General features: G+C 50.0%; 7 protein-coding genes. 1 reads left to right on the plus strand and 6 read right to left on the minus strand.

What is annotated here, in order from left to right; all coding sequences use genetic code 11:
* Nucleotides 1-13: 13 nt before the first annotated feature.
* The 6 genes from CF651_RS20330 to CF651_RS20355 form a co-directional block, all read right to left on the minus strand.
* Nucleotides 14-7531, minus strand: a complete 7518-nt coding sequence (locus tag CF651_RS20330) for an S-layer homology domain-containing protein (protein WP_094016708.1) — start codon at nt 7529-7531, stop codon at nt 14-16.
* A gap of 106 nt (nt 7532-7637) precedes the next feature.
* Nucleotides 7638-12896 (minus strand): Ig-like domain repeat protein, encoded by a 5259-nt coding sequence (locus CF651_RS20335; protein WP_094016709.1) that lies wholly within the window; start codon nt 12894-12896, stop codon nt 7638-7640.
* A gap of 13 nt (nt 12897-12909) precedes the next feature.
* On the minus strand, nt 12910-13638 hold the full coding sequence (locus tag CF651_RS20340) for a S1 family peptidase (RefSeq protein ID WP_144029083.1): 729 nt from the start codon (nt 13636-13638) through the stop codon (nt 12910-12912).
* A 389-nt stretch (nt 13639-14027) separates the two neighbouring features.
* A complete protein-coding gene (locus tag CF651_RS20345; protein ID WP_094016711.1) occupies nt 14028-15137 on the minus strand; it encodes a response regulator in 1110 nt (369 codons plus the stop codon).
* Nucleotides 15130-18234, minus strand: coding sequence for a hybrid sensor histidine kinase/response regulator (locus CF651_RS20350; RefSeq protein WP_245856063.1), 3105 nt, complete (start codon nt 18232-18234; stop codon nt 15130-15132). Before CF651_RS20350 ends, CF651_RS20345 begins: the two co-directional genes overlap by 8 nt.
* Before the next feature lie 227 nt (nt 18235-18461).
* On the minus strand, nt 18462-19109 hold the full coding sequence (locus CF651_RS20355) for a TetR/AcrR family transcriptional regulator (RefSeq protein WP_245856065.1): 648 nt from the start codon (nt 19107-19109) through the stop codon (nt 18462-18464).
* Between the two features lie 197 nt (nt 19110-19306).
* Here CF651_RS20355 and CF651_RS20360 point away from each other — a divergent pair, with 197 nt between their 5' ends.
* Nucleotides 19307-20056 (plus strand): SDR family NAD(P)-dependent oxidoreductase, encoded by a 750-nt coding sequence (locus CF651_RS20360; RefSeq protein ID WP_094016713.1) that lies wholly within the window; start codon nt 19307-19309, stop codon nt 20054-20056.
* Nucleotides 20057-20280 lie beyond the last annotated feature (224 nt).

Genomic DNA, 20280 nt, shown 5'->3' on the forward strand with positions numbered 1-20280 from the left:
TTCTTTGAACCGATTATGGATTGCCAGCGGGCACGTGATGGCTGAAGCGGACAGCAATTGCTGCCGCTTGAGCTCTTGTTAACACGCTGGATGGCTGAATGCTCTGATCCTGCCCTTCAATGATGCCCTGCTGAATGCACAGCGCTACCGCTTCTCTAGCCCAATCCGGTATGGAAGCTTCATCCTCGAAGGCTGCCAGTATGCTATTCACTTCGCTCTCTGTCATTGGGCTGCCCGCGCCAATGAGCTTCAAGCTTCTTCCAACCATGACCATCGCTTCCATTCTCGATAATGACCCCTCAGGCCTGTAGGTTCCGTCACTGAAGCCGTTGACGATCCCTTTACCGGCAGCAACAGCTACGCTTCGGCTAAACCAATCATCCTGCTGAATATCACCGAACTCGGCAGCCGGGTTCTCATTCATAAGTCCCAATACTCTCAGTAGAACCGTAGGGTATTCTGCCCTGGTGATGGTGCTGTCCGGGCTGAACTCTTCTTCGTCTCTTCCCAGCATGAACAGGCGGCCCGCCGCTTCATCAATTGCGGACTTGGCCCAATTGTCCTCAGCCACATCGGCAAAATGAGGTTGATGGGTTATTAAGGCTACGCTTCCGCTGCCGGTTAATAGCACTTTGACAAAAGCCTGGTTATCCGCTGCATCCAGCTGCCATGGAACCGTCGTCCAGCTGCCCGTACTGTCCTTCACAATAACCGCCGTAATATCTTGAGGCGAAATACCGTCCGGCACAGCGATAGCTGCGCTCACAGATCGATCCTGATATACATTCGGCGCCTGAATATCAAAGGTGACTCCTTGTCCGCCTCCCAATAAAGCTGCTCCAAGCTCTTGAGCAATGTGCTCTAATTCATCGATGTCCTTACGGCTGTTGCGATCTATCGCAATCTTGAGATTGCCCGTAAGCCCCGATGCCGCACTTGCCGGGAAGGCCAGCTTCGCAAATGGCAGTGTAAACTGAATACGCTGCTGATTCTGTACCGCTTGGGCAACAGCCTTGCCGTTCATATCGAACGTATAGCCGTTAACCGACGGATCCTGGGCGACGATGGAAAGCACCGGTGAAGGTGCAGCGTTGACCTGATCGATCTGGACATAGATACGATCGTCTTTTTTCTCCGAGGCTACCTTGTCGCCACCTACAAGCACATCGGTATTGGCAGCAGGCAGTCCGCCAAAGCCGCCTCCTCCTGGAGAAGCACCGCCAGTTGAAGGACTCCAAATCGTGACAGGCAGCCATCCGCTTACAGCCAAAGCATTCTTGCCACCCTTCGTCCGCTTCGCCAAAGCAATCCGATCCCCAGCAGCGACGGGAATGATTCCGTTCGCCGGAAGCACGCTCCAGCCGCTGACATCATCCTGATACTTTGGAGCAGCCGGCGTTCCGCCTGCTTGCGAAGCTGTACGGTACACAAGCTCGGCATCCGTTATATCCCCGGCCGAGACGATATTGACCTTGGTTGTCTTCCTGTCGTTAGACACCGCGCTTGTATAAGCGGAAATCCCCGCTTCTACCGCTACAACGGTCATTGCTTGCAGCGTAACGTCATCGGATAAGCTATATTCCGCTTTGGCAATGCCGGCGCCTTCTCTCAAGCCGTCCACTTTGCCATCGCCGGCAACGGCCAACGCCTCTCCTGCATAATTGGAAAATTGCAGCTTGGATCTATCCGCATCGCTTACAGGAATGTCCACATACTTCGTCTTGCCGGCCTGATCCTTGCCGTCGGTATAGCGCAGCATCGCAGACACGCGCTGTGTTTCGCCTACCTTGAGATTAGGCACCTTTTGCAGCACCAGTGCTGTCGGCACCCGGTAGGAGCCGTTGGTCACCTGTACCGCTGCCCGGTTGCTGTTGCCCGCATGGTCTAGTGCTTGAAATTCCAGCTTCAATGTAGGCTCGCTGCTTGTTACATTCACTTCCCCGGCAAAAGTTCCATCCTGCTTCACGGCTACCTGCTGTCCGTTCACTTCCAGCGCAGCGTCGTTGCTCGTCGTACCGGCTACGCGAATTTTGCCGTCCTTCGTCCGGTCGCCCGTTATCGGCGTATCGATATAAAGCACAGGTGCAATCGTATCGACCGTCAAATAAAGCATCGTGATGGAATAGTCTCCTGTAATCTTGTTTCGTGATTTCAGTTCAATCGCATAGCGGCCGTCGGTTGTAAAGTTGGTGAAGTGCAATGTTCCTGCACTGCCGCCGCCTTGATTCGCTAAATCAAACGTACCGATGGATTGGTTATCGTACAGCGCCTCGACCTCCACATCCGGCTGATCCGCTGTAACTCCGATGCTTTGCTCCGTTGTATTGCTCAGCACCTCCATAAACGCCGAGGAGGCCTCTTTCAGCTTCGCAGCACCGTTGGCCGGCTGCGCAGACAGCTTCGGCTTGGCCGGTACAGGCAGCAGTGTACTGGCTGTATCGATCCGGTTCGCATAGTGTATGTTTTGATGCTTATCCGCCTCTTGAGAAGGCTTCGTCGCTGCAGATACACCGACAATGTACTCTTGTCCCGTCTCAAGTCCGGCGTACTTCACATTCTTGTCCTCACCAGGCTTATTGGAGCCGGACATTTGGGTCCAGCCCCCAAGCCGGATATGCTCATAGGTACCGTTCTGCTCGTTCCAGAATGGCTTCAGCTCCTCCTCGCTCATCAGCATGGAACTGAAATTCGGATAAGCACCGAGCTTGCCGTTTTGCTGCTGCAGCACGTCAATCGCATAGCTGTGCTCAAATCCGGTTTGCTCCGGTTTCTTCATCGCCGGCTTAAACGACAATTCAAAGTAGCCGTTGCCTGCAGGTTGAATGCTCACTGCATTCACAGCAGAAGGCGCCAATGGATCAATGATTTCAAAGCGGTTCACCGTCGTTCGCGTCTGATAATTGCTCGAAGAGCTCAGCTCTGCCCGCAAGTAATAATCCCCTTGTGACAGCAAGCCCCGAATGTCCTCCGTATCTCCCAAGAGCGGTATGCGGGTCACATCGATATCCGTGTGTCCTGTCGTCACATAGCCGGTGACGCTGCCCAGATGATCGACGCTCAGTCCTTTTGCAATCAGCAGCCCGGTTTCCCCTGGTGCAGTTATATCACCGTCTGCCGCAGGATTGGCGTTATGAAACGCATCCTTGGTCAAATATAGATTGACCGTATCGCCCGGCTTCGCATGGCTAACCTTCCAGGAGGCGGTAAATTGATTCGCATCCGTACGGCTCGGGTCCAGCGTTACCTCATCCAGCTTGGCCGCCTGCGGAATGTTGAGCAGCTTTGATTCCACCGGCTGATCCGCATACAGCTTCCACGTGCCCCCGCCTACTCGGTCATGTGGAATCGCGACATACACATGCTTGGAATCCGCTTCTTTACCTTGAATGATCTGGGTAAATGCATTCGCTTGCGGATTCATTTTCGTTTCATCATAGATCAGCTTGTAATCTTGTCCATTGTTATCCTTCAACACAAGATTCGGAGCTGTGTCGCCCGTGTATCCCAGCTCGAGCAACGCATCGCCGGTTACACTGTTCATCGGAATTTCATGAAGCTTGCCTTCATCCGACACCTTGATACCGCCGATACCAACTTTCATCGAGCCATTATCCAGCATGCTCACGCCGTCGGCCACGCTGTGATACTCGATTTCATGAATGGCATCCTCTCTGGACACCCAGGACGTAGCTAACGTTTGTACACCATGACCGAACACAACCAGCTTCGGTCCCGATTCCGGATCCTGTACCTGCAAATACAATAGCCCATCCTCCGGCAGTCCTTGCCCGGATGTACCGAACTCGATATCCCCATCGAAGTAGTAGGTAATGCCAAGACTAATAAATAAGACCGAAACGCTTCCCCACATTTTATCGTTATTGGCACCGAGGGACACACCGCCGAGCGCCATACCGCCAACGATAGGCACCTTGGAAGGGACCTGCACCCTGGCGCTGACAAAGCCTTCAAAATCAATGCGGTTTTTGATCAAATTCTGGCCAATGAAAATCGAAGCTTTCCCAATAATAACGTCCCATCCAAGAACATCGATTTCCGCCGAAGCGCTGACGAACCAAGGGGTCATCCACTGTGCGGATACTGTAGCTTCCTTCAGCATCGCTACCCGCGACGATGAAGGGCTCGAACTGTAGTCGAGCTTGCCGACCAGCTTGATGCCTGATTTTTTCAAAGTTAAGTCAATGCTGCCGTAGAAGGTTGCCGGCTTGACCCCGAAGGAAATATCTGCCCCCGCCTCTACCGTCAGGGGAACGTCGCTTGAGCCTCCTGCAATCGTATCGGCCAAATCCCTGATAGCACCGCGAACGGCGGTCAGATAAGTGCCTCCCGCTACCAAGACGCCCGGATCTCCAAGCTCGGCCGAGAACGCAATGATATTGGGCAGTATCCGTTTATCCTCTACCTGCTTAAATTCAATCTGAACGGCGACCTCGGTCAATCCTCGCAGTTTCGCATCGAAATCCAAGCCGTACGTATTGTCAATTCCTTCTTCCTTCTGCTCGTAATGTACGATTTTAATGACGCCTGCCGGCTTCTTCTTGCCGTCTTCCCCTTCCTCCGAGCCGCTCTCAATCAATCCGATACTCTTATTCAGATCGAAGTTCAGATCGGCATCGATTCCAACAAAGCCCTTATTGTTAAACATGACGTTCTTAATTTCGGAATCGGCAATTTTCAAATTGATGCTGCCTCCGAAGGAAACACCCTTTTCACGCAAAATAAAATCGTTAAATTTCAATGTGAAGCCATTGATGGAGAAGCTCGGTGCAGAGAATAAGCTGTGCCGGTTGAAATATACCTCCTTCAGCATCAGCTGGCGAAGCGGATTCAGTCTGTCGCCAAGTCCGCCTACGGCCCAGTTCAAGGAACCGTTCAATGAGTCGTCCTCGCCGCCTTCTTCCTTGCTATCTTCTTCTGCCGCTTCTTTACTGAGCGATTTATCGAAGCCGTTGTAGAAATCGAGCGTCCATTCCCCTTTGTGGAATACGAAGCCGCTGCTAGCCACGCTCAGTGTCCCGTCGCCCTTTACATTCAAGCTGTTAAACAGAGGCATGTCCTTATAGTCCGGAACGGATTGCATGATGTTGAACACATCCAGCTGGCCCTTGGCAAACACCATATCCTTCCCGCGGTACGCGACACTCTTGTTGATGATCGCAGGCTCGGTCCGTGTATCGACGACATATTCAGCCTGGTCGCCGGTTCCAATCCGGTTGATCATCCCGGCAATTTCGACTATGACCTCATTGTCGCTATCCCGGCCCTCTTCTTTGAACTTCTCCAGCTCTTCCTCGCTCTCAAAAGCGGCCAGACGGTACGCAGGGACCTTCGTTTCGGGCAGGAACGCGCCCAAATCGAGCTCAGGATCGACCAATTTGCTCGCAATCTGCATACTGTTCTTGACTTTCATGAAGATATCTTTCATGCTGCCGAAACCAGCGCCCACACGATAGCCGGGGTACGCTTCTTCAAAATCCTCCTGCACCGTGCCGTTTAATGCTTGGCTTAGATCAACGGTCTTTTTCACTACCGCCAGCAAGTTCGCTTTCTTCAGCCGTGCGTTTTCATTTTCACTGACGACGAATTTCTGGCTTGTCGTTATATCATAAAGCTTGGCCGCCTCAGGATCGTCACCCTGATCACCCTTATAATCGATCTCGACTTGATATTCGCCTAGAGGCAGTGACGGACCCAGATTACGCAGCTCCTTGCCGTCCGCATCCTTCAGAACAAGTCCGTTCGCACCGACGCGGTCACCCGTGCGGTAAGTAATCCGCATATCGCCAACCTGTCCATCATTTGCCGGCTGCAAAATAACGGAATCCTTCACCGGTACCTTATACCTGTTGCCCGTTGCCGACTCTTTCAAATAAAGATCAAAGTTCGGCTCCGCCGTGTCACTGCCCGTGTTATAGGCTTCAATATTGGATAAATTGAGCGTGATATACTTCACGTCCGATGTATAGGCCTCCTCCGGGGATAAGGCATATACAAAGGTCTGCGAGCCCGTACCCACGGCCGGCAAAAAGACAAAATTCGCTTTGCTGGACATGTACTGCGCTTTAACCGATTCATCCTTTACCGATTCCAGCTTCGCTTCCGTTTCCGGACTGCTCACCGAGAGCAAATATTCCTTTGTCGTAGGCCAGGCCTTGCCCTGTGCCTGTACCTTGAACGTAGCGGTCACCGTATCGCCGGGCTTATATTTCGGTTGAATGCCATTCTTTGCTTCCTCCGGTGTCGCTTCCTTCTGGAAGGAGATCGCAGACCTGCTGCTCGACTTCGTCATAATTTTGCCTTGGGCGTCTCGTTTGACCTGTCCCTTTTCGTCGATATCGACAAATTTAAGCCCGTTGTTCAGCTGCAGCTCCGCCTGAATGCTCGTCTGCTGCATATTATACGAAGCCAAATTTTCGATCTCCGCCGTCACATCGAATACGCCCTCATTGGCGTAGGCGCTGCCATCCTCAACCGTAGCGAGCTGCTGCACAGGATCGATATAGCGTACCGAGAATACTTTATCCGGCTGGACAATCTCGCCTAACCCATATACGGTCTCAAAGGTTTTGGTCCCGCCTTGGGCAACCGGATCAGGATTCCAGTACAAGGCCACCGCTGAATCAGCCGTGCCATAATCGTTCGTATCCGTCGTGAAATCCAGATTCGGATTAATTTGATAATCCCATTTGGTATTGGCCAGCTTGTTCCAGTGACCAACGATCATCTCGTCAACGATATTGATATCCTTTTCCGAGAAATTATTCAATCCGTAAGCCATTACATTTGTCGCCAGCGGGTTCGATGGATCGTAATTATCCTTCATAACCCAATAAGCAGGCAGCGTATACAGCGCCTTCTCATCCTGCCCGATTCCAGGATCGAGCTTCGACTCATCCACCAATTTACGTTCAACGTGCAGCGGAACCTTATAGGCCGCCCCTACTTGAAAAGCCGGTCCGTCATTGCCGCCCACCATGGTATCCAGCAATATTCTTGTCCCGACCTGGACATCAGCCCCCGATTGGTTCGTCACTTCATAACGCACGTTGACATTTCCGGAATTTTGCTTATCCTTCACGTCCATGTACAGCATCAATATTTGCTTGATTTGGACCCCTTTTATCGACCAGACCGTCTCAATCTGCTGGGTCCCATCCGGATTGCTTACAATTTGAGGCTTCGTTACTTCAGAGAAAAATTGGGGAGCGAACTTGTAAGGATTACCGAAAATATAATCCGTTCCGTCAATCCGAAAGGTCGTAAACGAGCTCTCGGGATCATCCCCGCGAAACATCATGTCGACCTGATTATCATTCTTGCGAACCGGCTGCCCTTCGACCGTACGGATCGCAAACCGGCCGGTACTGTTGTCCACGGTTACCTTCACAAACGGGTTGCTGATTACCGTCACCCCCTGCTGATTCGCCTCGTCGGCCCAAACAGCGAGCGGCACGTTCAGCATCAGACAAAGGAGCAGGACTATCGACACCACTTTCCTGAATCTATTCATCAATCATGGACTCCTTCACACATGAAATAGGACACCGAAGCATGGCAGCAGGATGCCCTCCATGCTTCGGCAGCCTTTCTTTGTTTTTCCGGCCGAGGAGCCGGTGCTATTTACTCAATTTACCGATGAAGAAGGAAGCGAATTCTCTTTCTCTTTCCTGTGTTCTGACAATGATGGTGTACCAGCCCGTCTCCGGGAATACCGCTTCATATTGATTGTTCAGCAGCTGCTCCATCGTAATTTGCTTCGCAATATACTTCATCTGACCCTCACGGTACAAACCGCTGTGATACAAAATATCGAAGCGGCCCAGCTCATTGCTCAAGCTTTGTCCGTCAACCTTCATCTCGTCGTAGCCCGTAACCTTGAACGAGATGCGGTTCGTGTCGAACAGGACACTTTCACCCAGAGCCGATGACAGCACCTGGCCATTTCCGGTTATCAGCAATCCCGCATTAGGCAGGACTACAACCTCCTGCTTGACGGCGGTCTGATTGCCCACCTCGTCGGTAACGGTATAGGTCGCCGTCTGCTTGCCGATTCGGCTAATATCAACCCCTTCAACCGTTACCTTCAAATGCGCTGCATCCGATACATTATCGGAAACGGTATAGCCTCCCAAATCGGTCAGCGGATTGAAGTTAGCTTTATTTTGCTCTATGGCAACCATGGTTCGATTCAAAGCAATGGTCGGCGCCGTGTTATCCAGACCGTCCACCCGGATCGCCAGCTTGTTCACATGACCCAGCAAATCCGTCAAGGCAACTCGCATTTCGCCGTTCGTCCCGAAAGCCATATCATACGAATAGCTGCCGGCGGCGTCGCTAATCTTGTTGCTGTATTGACCGTTTTCCAGCAGAACGGGAACCGTCCCGCGGAATACTTGATTCGGGGCTGCCACCTTTCCATGCAAGGTGACCTTCATCTTGCCTTTGGCGTATCTTTTCCCGCCAATTACAGCCACTTGATCGTCAGGCAAGGGATTGCCCTGCTCGTCCACGAACGTGTAGACGATATTGTCAGGCTCCGGCAGGCTGGACACGATGCCGTTCACCGTCTCCTCCAGCACGGTTGTATTGCCAAGCAGGTCGGCGATGGTAAACTCCGCTTTGCCGTCCTGGAACAAGGTCAAAAGCTGACTGCCGCGAATGACCTTGAAGTCCTTGCCGCCCGCATTCGGTTTCTCAATCTGAAGCGTCACGCCTTCAGCCAGCAGCACATGACCGTCGGCATCCTGAATCGTCTTTAACCTTTTCGCGCCCTGCTCGCCATAAGCATACGATTTGACGACGGTCGCTTGAGGCTGCTCTCTATCAATGTTGGTCACAGTCGCCGTGGCCGTTCCTTTATTCCCCGCTTCATCCTCGAATTCGAAGGTAAAGCTGCCGTTCTCCGTGAAGATATACGTATTTCTGCCCTCATTATTGGTAATGCGCACATCTTCCGAGGTCGATAATTTCACCATCACATTGGCTGTTGTCGGGCCGGTTATTTTTTGCTCGATAGCCCCCACCGGTGGTGTATTGTCGATATTGTTGACGGAAAAAAGCAGCTGCTCCTTCCGTGACGGATCAAGCGTATCGGACAGATTGAACGTGTACAGGCCGTTTTGATTGACCTCGAACGTATTTCCTTTGGTACGGACCGGCTGCATCGGGTTCATCTCAGCAGGGACCACCTTCACTCCGGCAGGAACCTTGACTTCGATAGCGAAAGGACCGGCTGCAGGTCGCATCGTGCTGTAAGCCACTAGGCCATAAAGAGGCTCATCCGAAGGTACATATCCGCGGGAATCGATCGAAACCGCATCGCCAACGACACCTGAGGCCGATCTGAATTTGACCTTCAGCTTTAATTGATCCGCCCTGCCGCTCGGCACATTAAATTTCACGAAATTGCTGTAGGGTCTCCAAGCTTGCCAGGTCAGACCGTCATCTGTTGAAACGCTCAGCTCATAGCCTGCCATCGTTTTATTTTTCAATTCGAGCTTAACGACCGCTTGGTAGCCATCCACCTGATCGCCATCCAAATAAATTAAGTCGGACTGAAGCACCTCGATCGGTGCATGATCTTCTCTGGAAACCCTGAATAGTCCAGTATGGGCGATCGTTCCATTCCCCGCTCCATCCAAGGCATAAACATACAAAATGTAATCCTCAACCTGACCCGGTGCGAGAGTGGAATTGTCAATGCTCACCTTGCCCTCGTCCGGAATCGGCAGCCACTTCAGCGAGACTTCAACCGGAGGCAGGTCTCCCGCCCGGAGCCATTGATATTTGATAACCATGCCGTCCTGGTTATACAGGTCGTTTGCCGTCACTTCCACGGTGTGAGAAGGCTTCGGATAGCCAACCTCTTTGGTGCTGAAGCCGGCGGCCGGCGGCGTATTGTCAAACAAATACGGCATATAGTAATAATAGTTGCGGTTCGTCCCATCCTCCTTGACCCGAACGTGAACGTATTGCTTCCCATTCAGATTCAATTGCTTCGGAATGAGGTAGGAATTACGGTAGACGGAGCTTGTGACCGTATCCCCATAGACCGAATGGGTCACACTTGCGTACACCGCAGCAGTCACTGAAGGGTCCAGAGAACCAGCCTGTGCATACTTGTCATCCGAAGGCAGAGCCGCAGAAGAACTGTACGCATAACTCACTGCAGCTGCATTCAAATTTTGAATCGAAAAAATAATATCGTGACTCTGCACATATTTCTCCGAAGGCTCCGGCGTGAAAGCTGTGGGAATCGTCACTGTCGAATTGACAACCGCATGCTCCTCCATCGTCACAGCCGTGCTATTGCCCGCGAAATCCGAAGCCCGGACATGCAGCTCATATTCGCCGTCATCGAATACTTCATTCAATGTCGTCACCGCCTTGGACTCCGGCACCTGCTTCCAGCCGATTTCCTGCTCGGCGTCACCCGCCTTCACCCATTGATATTGAAGCTTGGCGGGATCGATACCGCTGTGCGCATCCTCCGCATCAATCCTTGCAATAACCTCTGAGGTGTTGTTGCCTTTGGAAATATGAGCGCTAAGCTCTGGAGGTTGATTATCGAGCTTAATCTTCGCAACATCATAAACCCAGTTGGAATCGTCATGCTTGTAATCTTCCGGCGTCCATATCGTCAAGTCGCTGTATTTTCCTACCGCCTCCAACGCCTTACTGTCAGCATAGGTTTCGGCGTCAGTGTTGGAGCCTCCTGGATGAGATGCCAGGAACTCGTTTTTCCAAGTATTATATTGGGTTGGATTTTGGTTTTTGTATGTTTTCATCTTCTCGTACTGCATCAATTCACGTGCCGTATCCCAAGTCATATCCGCTGTCCATGAATGCAGGTACCATATCCCGCTGTTCTCCGGTTTAAAAGCCTCCGCCGGCGGCAGCAGCAAGTTGGTCTTGTTGTTTGCCACCATCAGACCGACTTGAGCAAGCTCCCCGGGATACAAGCCTTCGCTCGGCTGCAGCCCCGTCAACGAATAGCGCTTCACCGCCGCAAACTGATCCTGGGCCTTATCCGCTAACGGATCTCCCTCGCTTTGACTCCAGTAGTAGTACACCAATCCAACACCCGGCGAACCGCTCGGTGTCTCGCCGGTCATATTGAGAGGGCGATATATGCCACGGCTTGGTCTGACAGCACCCGGCTCATCCGGATCCAGCTCAGGTGTCATGATGGCAGGGTCATTCGCATCCATCGTAATTTTGCCGGTACGGCCGTAGGTTGCAGCCGTGGCGCCGCCTTGTTCATAAATATAGGAGAACTTCGGCTTCTCATTATCAATCGACAGCTTCGCCCAGTCGATCTTCGTATTCGCCACAGCCTGCGAAGGATCCGGGTTATCCGACTTGCTTGTATTGGCCGAATCCAAGAGCAGGTTACCTGCATAATCTTGAATGACGCCTTTATCTGTCTGATCCGGCTTCATATCATGAGTTAACGCAATAGCCTTCAGCAGCGACACATTCGAATCACTATTGGTGACTTTCGCCCGAAACGTCCACAAACTGCTGTTTTGACCGTCAACGTAATAAGCTTTCATTCCATTATTGAAGAGCAGGTACAATCCTCCGGGCTGCCAGCCCTCTTTCACGATTGCATCCTCCGATAGCTGCACCTTGAAATCTATGACATCGCCTTTATTCAGCGTGCTTCCTGTCACAATATCGGGCTGGATACCATTCGCATTGGGCGTATATTTAGGCGGTACAGCGTCGACAATGACGCGGTAGCCTTTATCGGTACCGTAATCGAACGGATTCACCGTCTTATTCTGCAAATAACCGCTGCTCGAACTTGCCGATTTGTTAAAGCCCGTCAGCTGCAGCGGATTTCCCGCCGCATCGTGAAACTCGGCAGCCAGCATTTTGTTGTTCAGCGATTCGTCGTTCAGCTGGCTCGTTTCCAGCTCCCCGCCGTTCGCTATCGGCAGATTGCCTGTTTGGTGAAAATCCGCAGCCGTATAGGTATAGGGAAGCGCCGTTGTGTAGTCCTTCGCTTGATCGGTAGTCAAATCCAGCTTTAAGCCTTGTCTTTGCCCTGCAGCCGGCAATCCCGTTCCGGCAGGGTTCGTAAACAAGTCGTGGCTGGACAAGCTGTTCAGCGCAGCCGGCGCTGAGGCCTTAACCGCCTCATTAAAGTTATATCTCAGATGAAGGCTTTGATTTTTTTTAAGAAATAGCTCCTTCTGATTCAATTGCGTGTTATCTCGCTCCGTACCGTCGGATGTAAATGTGTAATCGGTTACTACAGGCAGCTCAATATCAGCAAAATAAAGACGCAGCCCCGTGACTGCCGCCGACCCGGGGTAATGCGTTTCGATCGTAATAATATCGTTCGGCGCGAAGCTTAACCATCCGGAATCTACATCATCACTGTCATCCTCCGGCTTCCACCGGTGACCGGAAGCGGAAGTCGTAAGCTCGATTGATGCCCAGTCATCATCCGACTCATACAAATCCCCTACCTTTAGAAGTAATTTGGCCTGACCGCTTTCAGCAAGCCGTTTGAGCTCGGGAATTTGTGCGACCTGAATCGTTCCTTTGAACTGGGATCCATTCGAGGTTTTCGGACCTCTATCATCGTATCCAATCGGATCGTCCCCCTCCACAATGTCCACCCCGGGAATATCATTGTTTTGTTCTCTCAAAAACCATATGAATGCATTTGCCGCATCCAAATTGTCATAGCTTGTTGTCCATGTGGACATATCGCTATAGTTCACGATTTTGGTCCCATTGGCATAAATATCCAGGAATTCGCCGGCCGCCGCCTGAGCGTTCCCTTCCGTCCATGACATGGATGCCGCAAGCATGGACACGGTCAGTGTCATCGACAGACATTTCCTTACCCAACTTTTCATTCCATAACCTCCGCTATTCACGTTTATTCCCCTTCTCTATAGAGGTATCCCATGTAAATGAATCATCCGCGATAACCTGGTTGATATCATTCACGTTCACCGCAAGATGAATTTGGCTCATCGTACGAAGAGAACCCGATACAATGCCAATCACACGGCCCGAGCTATCGATCACGGGCCCTCCCGACATGCCATTGACGATCTCAGCGGACACAAGCAAGCGGTCTCTTCCATTGATCAGTGCATGAGGGCTATTCACTATCCCCTCGGTGATGATCTTCGCTTCCTTCAACGGATAGCCTAAGGCGTATACTTTCTCCCCGTGCTTGACAGCGCTTGTCTGTATTTGCAAGGAAGGATAGGCGATCTCCTGCTGTCCGGCGTTCGTGCCTGACTGCAGCTTCAAAACAGCTGCATCCGTGTTCTCGTTCCGAGCAATAAGCTCGCAAGGCACGTCCCTCTGTCCATCGTTAAGCACGCAAACGATTCGGTCCGCCCCATCTACGACATGGTATGCTGTTAAAGCGATACCCTTCGTGTCGATAAGGAAGCCTGTCCCGACATCCTGCAATGTCCCGTCAGACCGAAAGGCCCTGACATAAAAAACAGCCTCCTCGGCATTTGCGTACACCTCCTCGGCATTGTATGTAGGCGAATCCTCGGCTTCGCTAAAAGAAAACGGATTGAATAATAGGTATAAAGACCCGATAAATACAGCCATAGCTTTACTCCATAACCTCAAGCTGCTTCTCCTTTCCCCCTGAACGCCGGCCTTACACGTTAAGCCTTGTTTTTCTTCTTCTAAATTTCGAGCTTACAGCACGCCGACAATACATATTTTTACTTTTTTCAAATATTATATAGGCCGAATCTCTCAAAATTCTCCCAAGATTCCCGAAGAGATGTCGAATTTTGATGAATTAAAGGAACGCCCCCCTGACGATCTGTAGGCAAATCCCCCCTGTACTTGAGCACGGGAGAAAAGGATAGGAGGCTTCTTGCCTCCCCACAAGGATAACCGGCTTCGCCATCTTTCCAGATGGCATGCGTCTGTCAAGGTAGACGAAGGTTGTGAAACTAAAAAAGAACGGAAGGCACCATCGCCATCCGTTCTTTGCTTTGCTTAGGCAGCTATAAATAGGCTGCTATTTTATTTTTCATTTTAATGAGTGGTGCCACGCCCAGCTCTTTGTAAAACAATGCTTCGACTTCGCGATAATAACCTGGGATTTGCTCCAGGCGTCCGCTCCGGATATACATATCCATGAACAGCAGATGCATCTCCTCATCCAGAGCATTGACGGACAAATACGTATCCAGCTTCTGCTTCGCTCTTTCCCATTGCTTCTGCTCCATATCCGATAGAACCAAGCTGCGTACAAGAGCTGCGTACTGTCTGCTGTAGACTTCCTCAAGCTGAACCTTCCAAAGGTAATCCTTTCCTTCAAACAGCGGTCCGCGGTATAGAGAATACAAGTGCGCCGCGTGCTCCTCGCGGTTCATATTGCTCATGGAGCAAGCTTCATGATGCTGAAATTCCAGCAAATCGTACGTCCCCTTCTGTGTATCCAGCAGGTAGCCTTCGCTCGTTTTGACGATTTCCATCGCCACGTTATGTTCCTTCAAAATTTTTTTCAGCCGATAAATGGTATTATGCAGGTTATGCGATACTCTCTCTTCGTTCATATGAGGCCAGAGCCGGTCAGCCAAATGCCACTTGCTTATATCTTGATTCGGGTGGCTTAGGAAATATGCGAACAGCTCCTCGGTTTTTCGTGTTGGCCATCGGACAACCGAGCCTTGCGCATTCCTTACCTCAAAACCCCCGAAGCATCGTATGGAAGCCAAACGGGGCTGCGTCTCGGACAAAGCCGGAGGGCTCTCCAGCTTCAGCAATCTTGCCGTAATCCGCTCAATTGCGTCCGGTGTCACCGGTTTAAGAATATAATCGAACGCATATACCTTGAACGCATCCAGCGCATATTCCTTATAAGCCGTTGTAAATACAATCCGTGTGTGCTCCGACAGATCGGCCATTTGCTGCGCTAGCTCCAAACCGTTTAGCTTAGGCATCTCTATGTCCAAGAAAGCGATATCCGGCTGCAGCTCGGGTATACGGGAGAGCGCATCCAACGGATTGTTGAAGGTGCCAATGATGTTATAATTCGGATTTCTCCCGACAATTACTTTCATAAGCTCCAGTATCGGTATTTCATCCTCCACGAGAACAACATTAAACAATTTCCCTCCTCCTTTCCTGCAGGACATGTTGACCCCTAGGTAAGCACATCGTGATTTTCGTTCCTCTGCCCAGCGTCGAGCTGATAGATAAAGAGGCTCCTGGGATGGCATCCAGACGGGCGCGAATATTCGTCATTCCGATACCCTTGCCGGCCTTAAGTCCGATAGCAAACTGATCGATCAGCTCCTTCGGAATCCCCACACCGTCATCCTTGACGGTAATCAGCAGAGCATCATCCGCCTCCCGTATAGTTAAGATCACCGTGCCGTGTCCGTCTTTCTCGAATAAACCGTGCCGGATCGCGTTTTCAACAAAAGGCTGAATACATAACGATGGAATCGTCACCTGTCTGAGATGCTCGTCCGCATAGCACACAAAGTCGAACCGTTCCCCGAAGCGAGCCCGCTCAATCTCGACATAAGCTTCAATGAGCTCCAGCTCCTGATTCAGTGTAACGAATAGCTTCTGATGATCCGTATCGAGAATATAACGCAAGTATTGGCTCAGCTTGGACAATAAGAAGGCCGCCTTCTCGCCGTCCGTATAACAAAAGGAAATGACACTGCTCAGCGCATTATAAAGAAAATGCGGCTTGATCTGTGCTTGATGAAAAGCCATCTGATTGCGCAGCGCATCTTGAATCGACGTTTTCATCGTTAGCAGTGTTTGAATTCGGGCAATCAGCGTCTCCGCTTCGAATGGCTTCGTCAAATAATCATTGGCTCCGGCGCCAAAGCCCATTGCAATATCATGCGAAGTATCCTTCGCTGTCGCAAACAAAATAGGCAGATCCAGTATGGAGTACTGTGCTCTAAGCTTCTCGCATAGCTCGATTCCGGATGTTCCCGGCATCATGACATCCAGAATAACGAGGTCTACCTGTGGATATTGCTTTATTTTGTCCATCGCCTCATGCGCCGAGAAAGCGGCAATCACATTGTACCGGTGTCGCTTCAATATATTTAGTAACGTATGGATGTTGGAAGCCTCATCATCGACAATGAGAATGGTGTATTCATATTGCTCCATAATATGGTTCGCTTCCAGCTCTATCTCCTCGGTTCTTTCCAGCTCGCGGGCATGAGGCTGTTGGCGTTCAAGCGGCAATTTGACTGCACTGCGCAACGATAGCAGCATGCTTGTACCTTTTCCGACCTCACTCCATCCAATCCTCAGCTGCCCGTCCATCCTTTCAGCCAGCTTGCGGCTGATATATAGGCCTACGCCCATTCCCGTATAGCCGTCATCCGGCAGCACTTCCTCCGATTGCTCAAAATAATGGAACACCTTGGTTTGCTTGCCCTCATCCATACCTCTGCCAGTATCCTTTACCGTAATATAAGCGATGCCGTCATTGTTTTTCAGAGCGACGGAGATTTCGCCTTCGTCCGTATTTTTAATCGCATTGTGCACCAGGTTGTACAAAATTTGGCGCAGCCGGTTCTCATCCGCTTGAACCCACTGATCCGCGGGAACCCGATTGTTCAATCGGACAGCCTTCCCCGTAAGCTCGAAGCGCAATACATTAAATACGATCTGGACTATGGATCTTACCTCAACCTCCATCATATTCAACCGCAATTCGCCGTGCTTAAGCCGCGACACATCTATCAGATCCTGCATTAGCATGGAAAGCTTGACCGAGGTGTCCTTAATTAACCAAAGGTGCTGCCTCTGCTTCAAGCTCAGATTGCGTTCATCATCGTCCAATAAATAGGAGGTAATATTCATAATGCCATGAAGCGGTGTTTTTATCTCATGCGAGGTATGCATCAAAAACTGGTCCTTCAGCTGATCGGATACGGTGAGCCGGTCCGTCAACATTTCATTCTTCTTATAGGCATTCGTAAATCGGTAAGCAAGCAGCATGTTCAGCGACATCACGTAGCAGGTGAGGGCAATCTTGCCTCTCATATTCGTTTGGATGATACTTTCTGAAAATAATGAACCATCCACCAAGTAAAGCGTAAGAGAGATGAAGGCCACAATAAACAGGAGCTGCTCCTTACGTTCATACTCCGCCCTCCGGCTTATGCTGAACAAATAAAACATTCTTGCCATAATGTAGAACGTCACCAGTCCCAAATAGGAAAAGAAGATAAAGCGGACTTCATTATAAATGGAATACGGCAAAATAAATATAGAGATAACATACACCATATGAGGAACCAGCAAATACCACTTGATCCGGTCGGTTAGCACTCCTTTATAAATCGAGCAGAAAAACAAGACGATGAAGATCGCGCTCGAAAATTGCGCTACATCCAGCGTTTTATAGACAACATAAAAAGGAGCCTCCGGCCATAGCTGCTGAAATATTTTTTCACCATATAACACATGCATTATCGATAAGGACAAAAAATACAGACCGCTGAACAAATACGTACGCTCTCGTCTGCGCAGGAAATAAAGATTCAAATGATAGGTGCTGAACATGAACAAAGTAACAACAAGCGCCAAATCACTGCCAAACAACAGGCCGTTCCATTGGGTTATGCTTGACTGTTTTCCAAATTGAATGGGGTTCACAATCCCGCCTGTGAAGTAGACATAATTGGATACTTGAAGCACAAGCTCAATCTCCTGCCCATTCGGATGGAAATATACGGCATACGGGGTATTGGCGGGAATATAGCCCTCCTCTTTAGCTGCTGCCGGCCTACCGCTGTTTCCTTCCTTCTTTCCATTAATATAGAGCTGATGCCCCATGCGGATACTATTTAATTTCAAACCATATGTGGCCTCCGGGTCATTGACGAAGATGCGGAGACGATACGTCCCGAAGCCTTTTCTGCTTACGCCGCCGCTTGAGTCCAACCCCTTCCATGTACCGGGCACTCTCAAGTATTTGAAGTTCCCATGCTCGCCTTGCCTAAAATCCTCAGGCTGCAGCAGCTGATTGGGATAAAATTCCCATTCTCCATCCAAATTTACAAGGCCTTGTTCATGAAAATCCATATGAGTTAAATCCAGTACGCCTTCCTTGACAGGCCAGGCATCCCGACTAGGAATAGTCAAAGCATAAATCATAAACACGCACACAACGGCCAGAAAGGAGGTCAGCACGACACCGTTTACTTTGTTGAAAATCTTCACCTGGCTTCTCCTTCCTGATGCTCCAAACATACGTCATCTGGATTCTATCATTCCATACTCACAAAAAACTCTCAAGACCTTTCCTAATTAAATGCCTCAGGTTTAATCTTAAAAATCTCGTGGCTCCTTGAAGCAAAAAAAGACGCGACATAGCCCAGAGGACTAACATCGCGTATCAACAGAAGCCCCTCTGAGGGGATAATACCCTACAAAAAGAAGATAATATCCTAGGGACGAATGTACGAAAGCAGCATTTCTTTAAGGATCCGCTTCTGATGGATTGGAGCGATATCCTCCTCCAGATACGAGATTGGCGACTTGAGGGCAATATTGTTGCCGAAGGTACCGTATGCGTTAATAATCGTGATGAGTGTCTCTTTAACCGGAATATCCGTGCGGATGGAGCCATCGATTTGTCCTGCATCAATAATACTCATGAAAATTTGGGCGATTTCCTTCTGGGTGTCGATATAATCCTGAATATCCTCAAGTGGACTTTTGGCGAAAGAAGCATAGCTTTCGAAGGCTTCCCGGAACTTAACCCCGTTTTGTAACTGATCATCTCTCGTTAAATAATCCAATACATGCTCCAAGCGTTCGTATGCCGTGTGGCTTGAACTCGCAAGCTCCCTAAACATTTCAATGTTTTTCTCCAAATTGGCAACTGCCACAGCCACGATTAGCTTATCCTTCTTAGGAAAATATCGGAATAATGTGGCGATTCCAATACCCTCAGCATCCGCAACGTCTTGCATTTGGACATTGTCCAGCCCTTTGTCGAGAAACAAAAGCTCTGCTTTTTGTACTATGCTTTTATAACGTGCATTTTTTTTCTTCTCCCGCAGTCCGGTCGATACCATGATGATTCCTTTCACCTCATTCGATCTGCTGACTATTTTGCTTGGGCTAGCCAATTAACTGCGATGCTCCATAATGTTTTTCCCATTATAACGCGATTCATTCGATTTTACAGCTACATGAAATTGGATTTGCATTATAAGAAGGAGTCAAGTACACTAAAAACATGATAGTCAGACTTTCATTTTTTCATAAAAACGAAGAGGTGATATCAATGAGATTATCCGATAAAGTAGCGATTATTACTGGTGCAGCCGGCGGCATGGGAAAAGCAGACGCACTTTTGTTTGCCAAAGAAGGTGCGAAGGTGGCGATTACAGACTTGCAGGACGATAAGCTTCAGGAGGTTGTTCGCGAGATTAGCGAAAACGGCGGCGAAGCCATTGGCTTCAAACACAATGTCGCTTCTGAAGAGGATTGGATTCACGTTGTGAACGAGACGGTGGCAAAGTTCGGCAGGATCGATATTCTTGTAAACAATGCCGGTGTGTCCAATGCAACACCGTTTCTTGATCTGACGGTTGAAGGCTGGGAGAAAACCATGTCGATTAACGTGACGAGTATTTTCCTCGGACAAAAGCATGTGATTCCGCACATGATCAAAGCGGGCGGCGGTTCAATTATCAATATTTCGTCTATCGCCGGACTGACCGGCGGCAGCGGGTCCGGCCCGTATACCGCAAGCAAAGGCGCCGTACGGATGCTGACCAAAGCAACTGCAGTCGATTTCGCCCAGTACAACATCCGTGCGAACTCCGTCCATCCTGGTTTTATCGAGACTCCAATGACGATAGATATGTTCAATGACGAGAACATGCGTCAATGGTTCCAATCCCAATGCCCGCTTCCACGTCTTGGAAAGCCGGAGGATATTGCTAACGGCGTCTTGTTTTTGGCATCGGATGAGTCATCTTACATCACAGGTATAGAGCTTCCGATTGATGGAGGCTATTACGCAAAATGATGTACCGGACAGATTGAGGTAACGGAATTATTTTACTTCGCAGATATAGGACGAATAAAGACCTCGGCTTCATGCCTGAGGTCTTTATTCATGCCGTCTTTGTTTTCGGCCATCTTGCTCCGAAACCAGTTCATTTGCTCGTCCGAGTACCCTGCGCCTTCGCCAAGGTGCCCCTTCTTTTAGAACACGGCTTTTTGATTTTATTACGTCTCTTATAAACATCT

It is taken from the genome of Paenibacillus rigui (genome assembly GCF_002234615.1).
In the GTDB taxonomy this organism is placed as follows: domain Bacteria; phylum Bacillota; class Bacilli; order Paenibacillales; family NBRC-103111; genus Paenibacillus_S; species Paenibacillus_S rigui.

Excerpts from the sequence above, each read along its gene's own strand:
- CF651_RS20330 (WP_094016708.1), bottom strand. The coding sequence starts at position 7,531 with ATGAATAGATTCAGGAAAGTGGTGTCGATAGTCCTGCTCCTTTGTCTG.
- CF651_RS20335 (WP_094016709.1), bottom strand. The coding sequence starts at position 12,896 with ATGAAAAGTTGGGTAAGGAAATGTCTGTCGATGACACTGACCGTGTCC.
- CF651_RS20360 (WP_094016713.1), top strand. The coding sequence starts at position 19,307 with ATGAGATTATCCGATAAAGTAGCGATTATTACTGGTGCAGCCGGCGGC.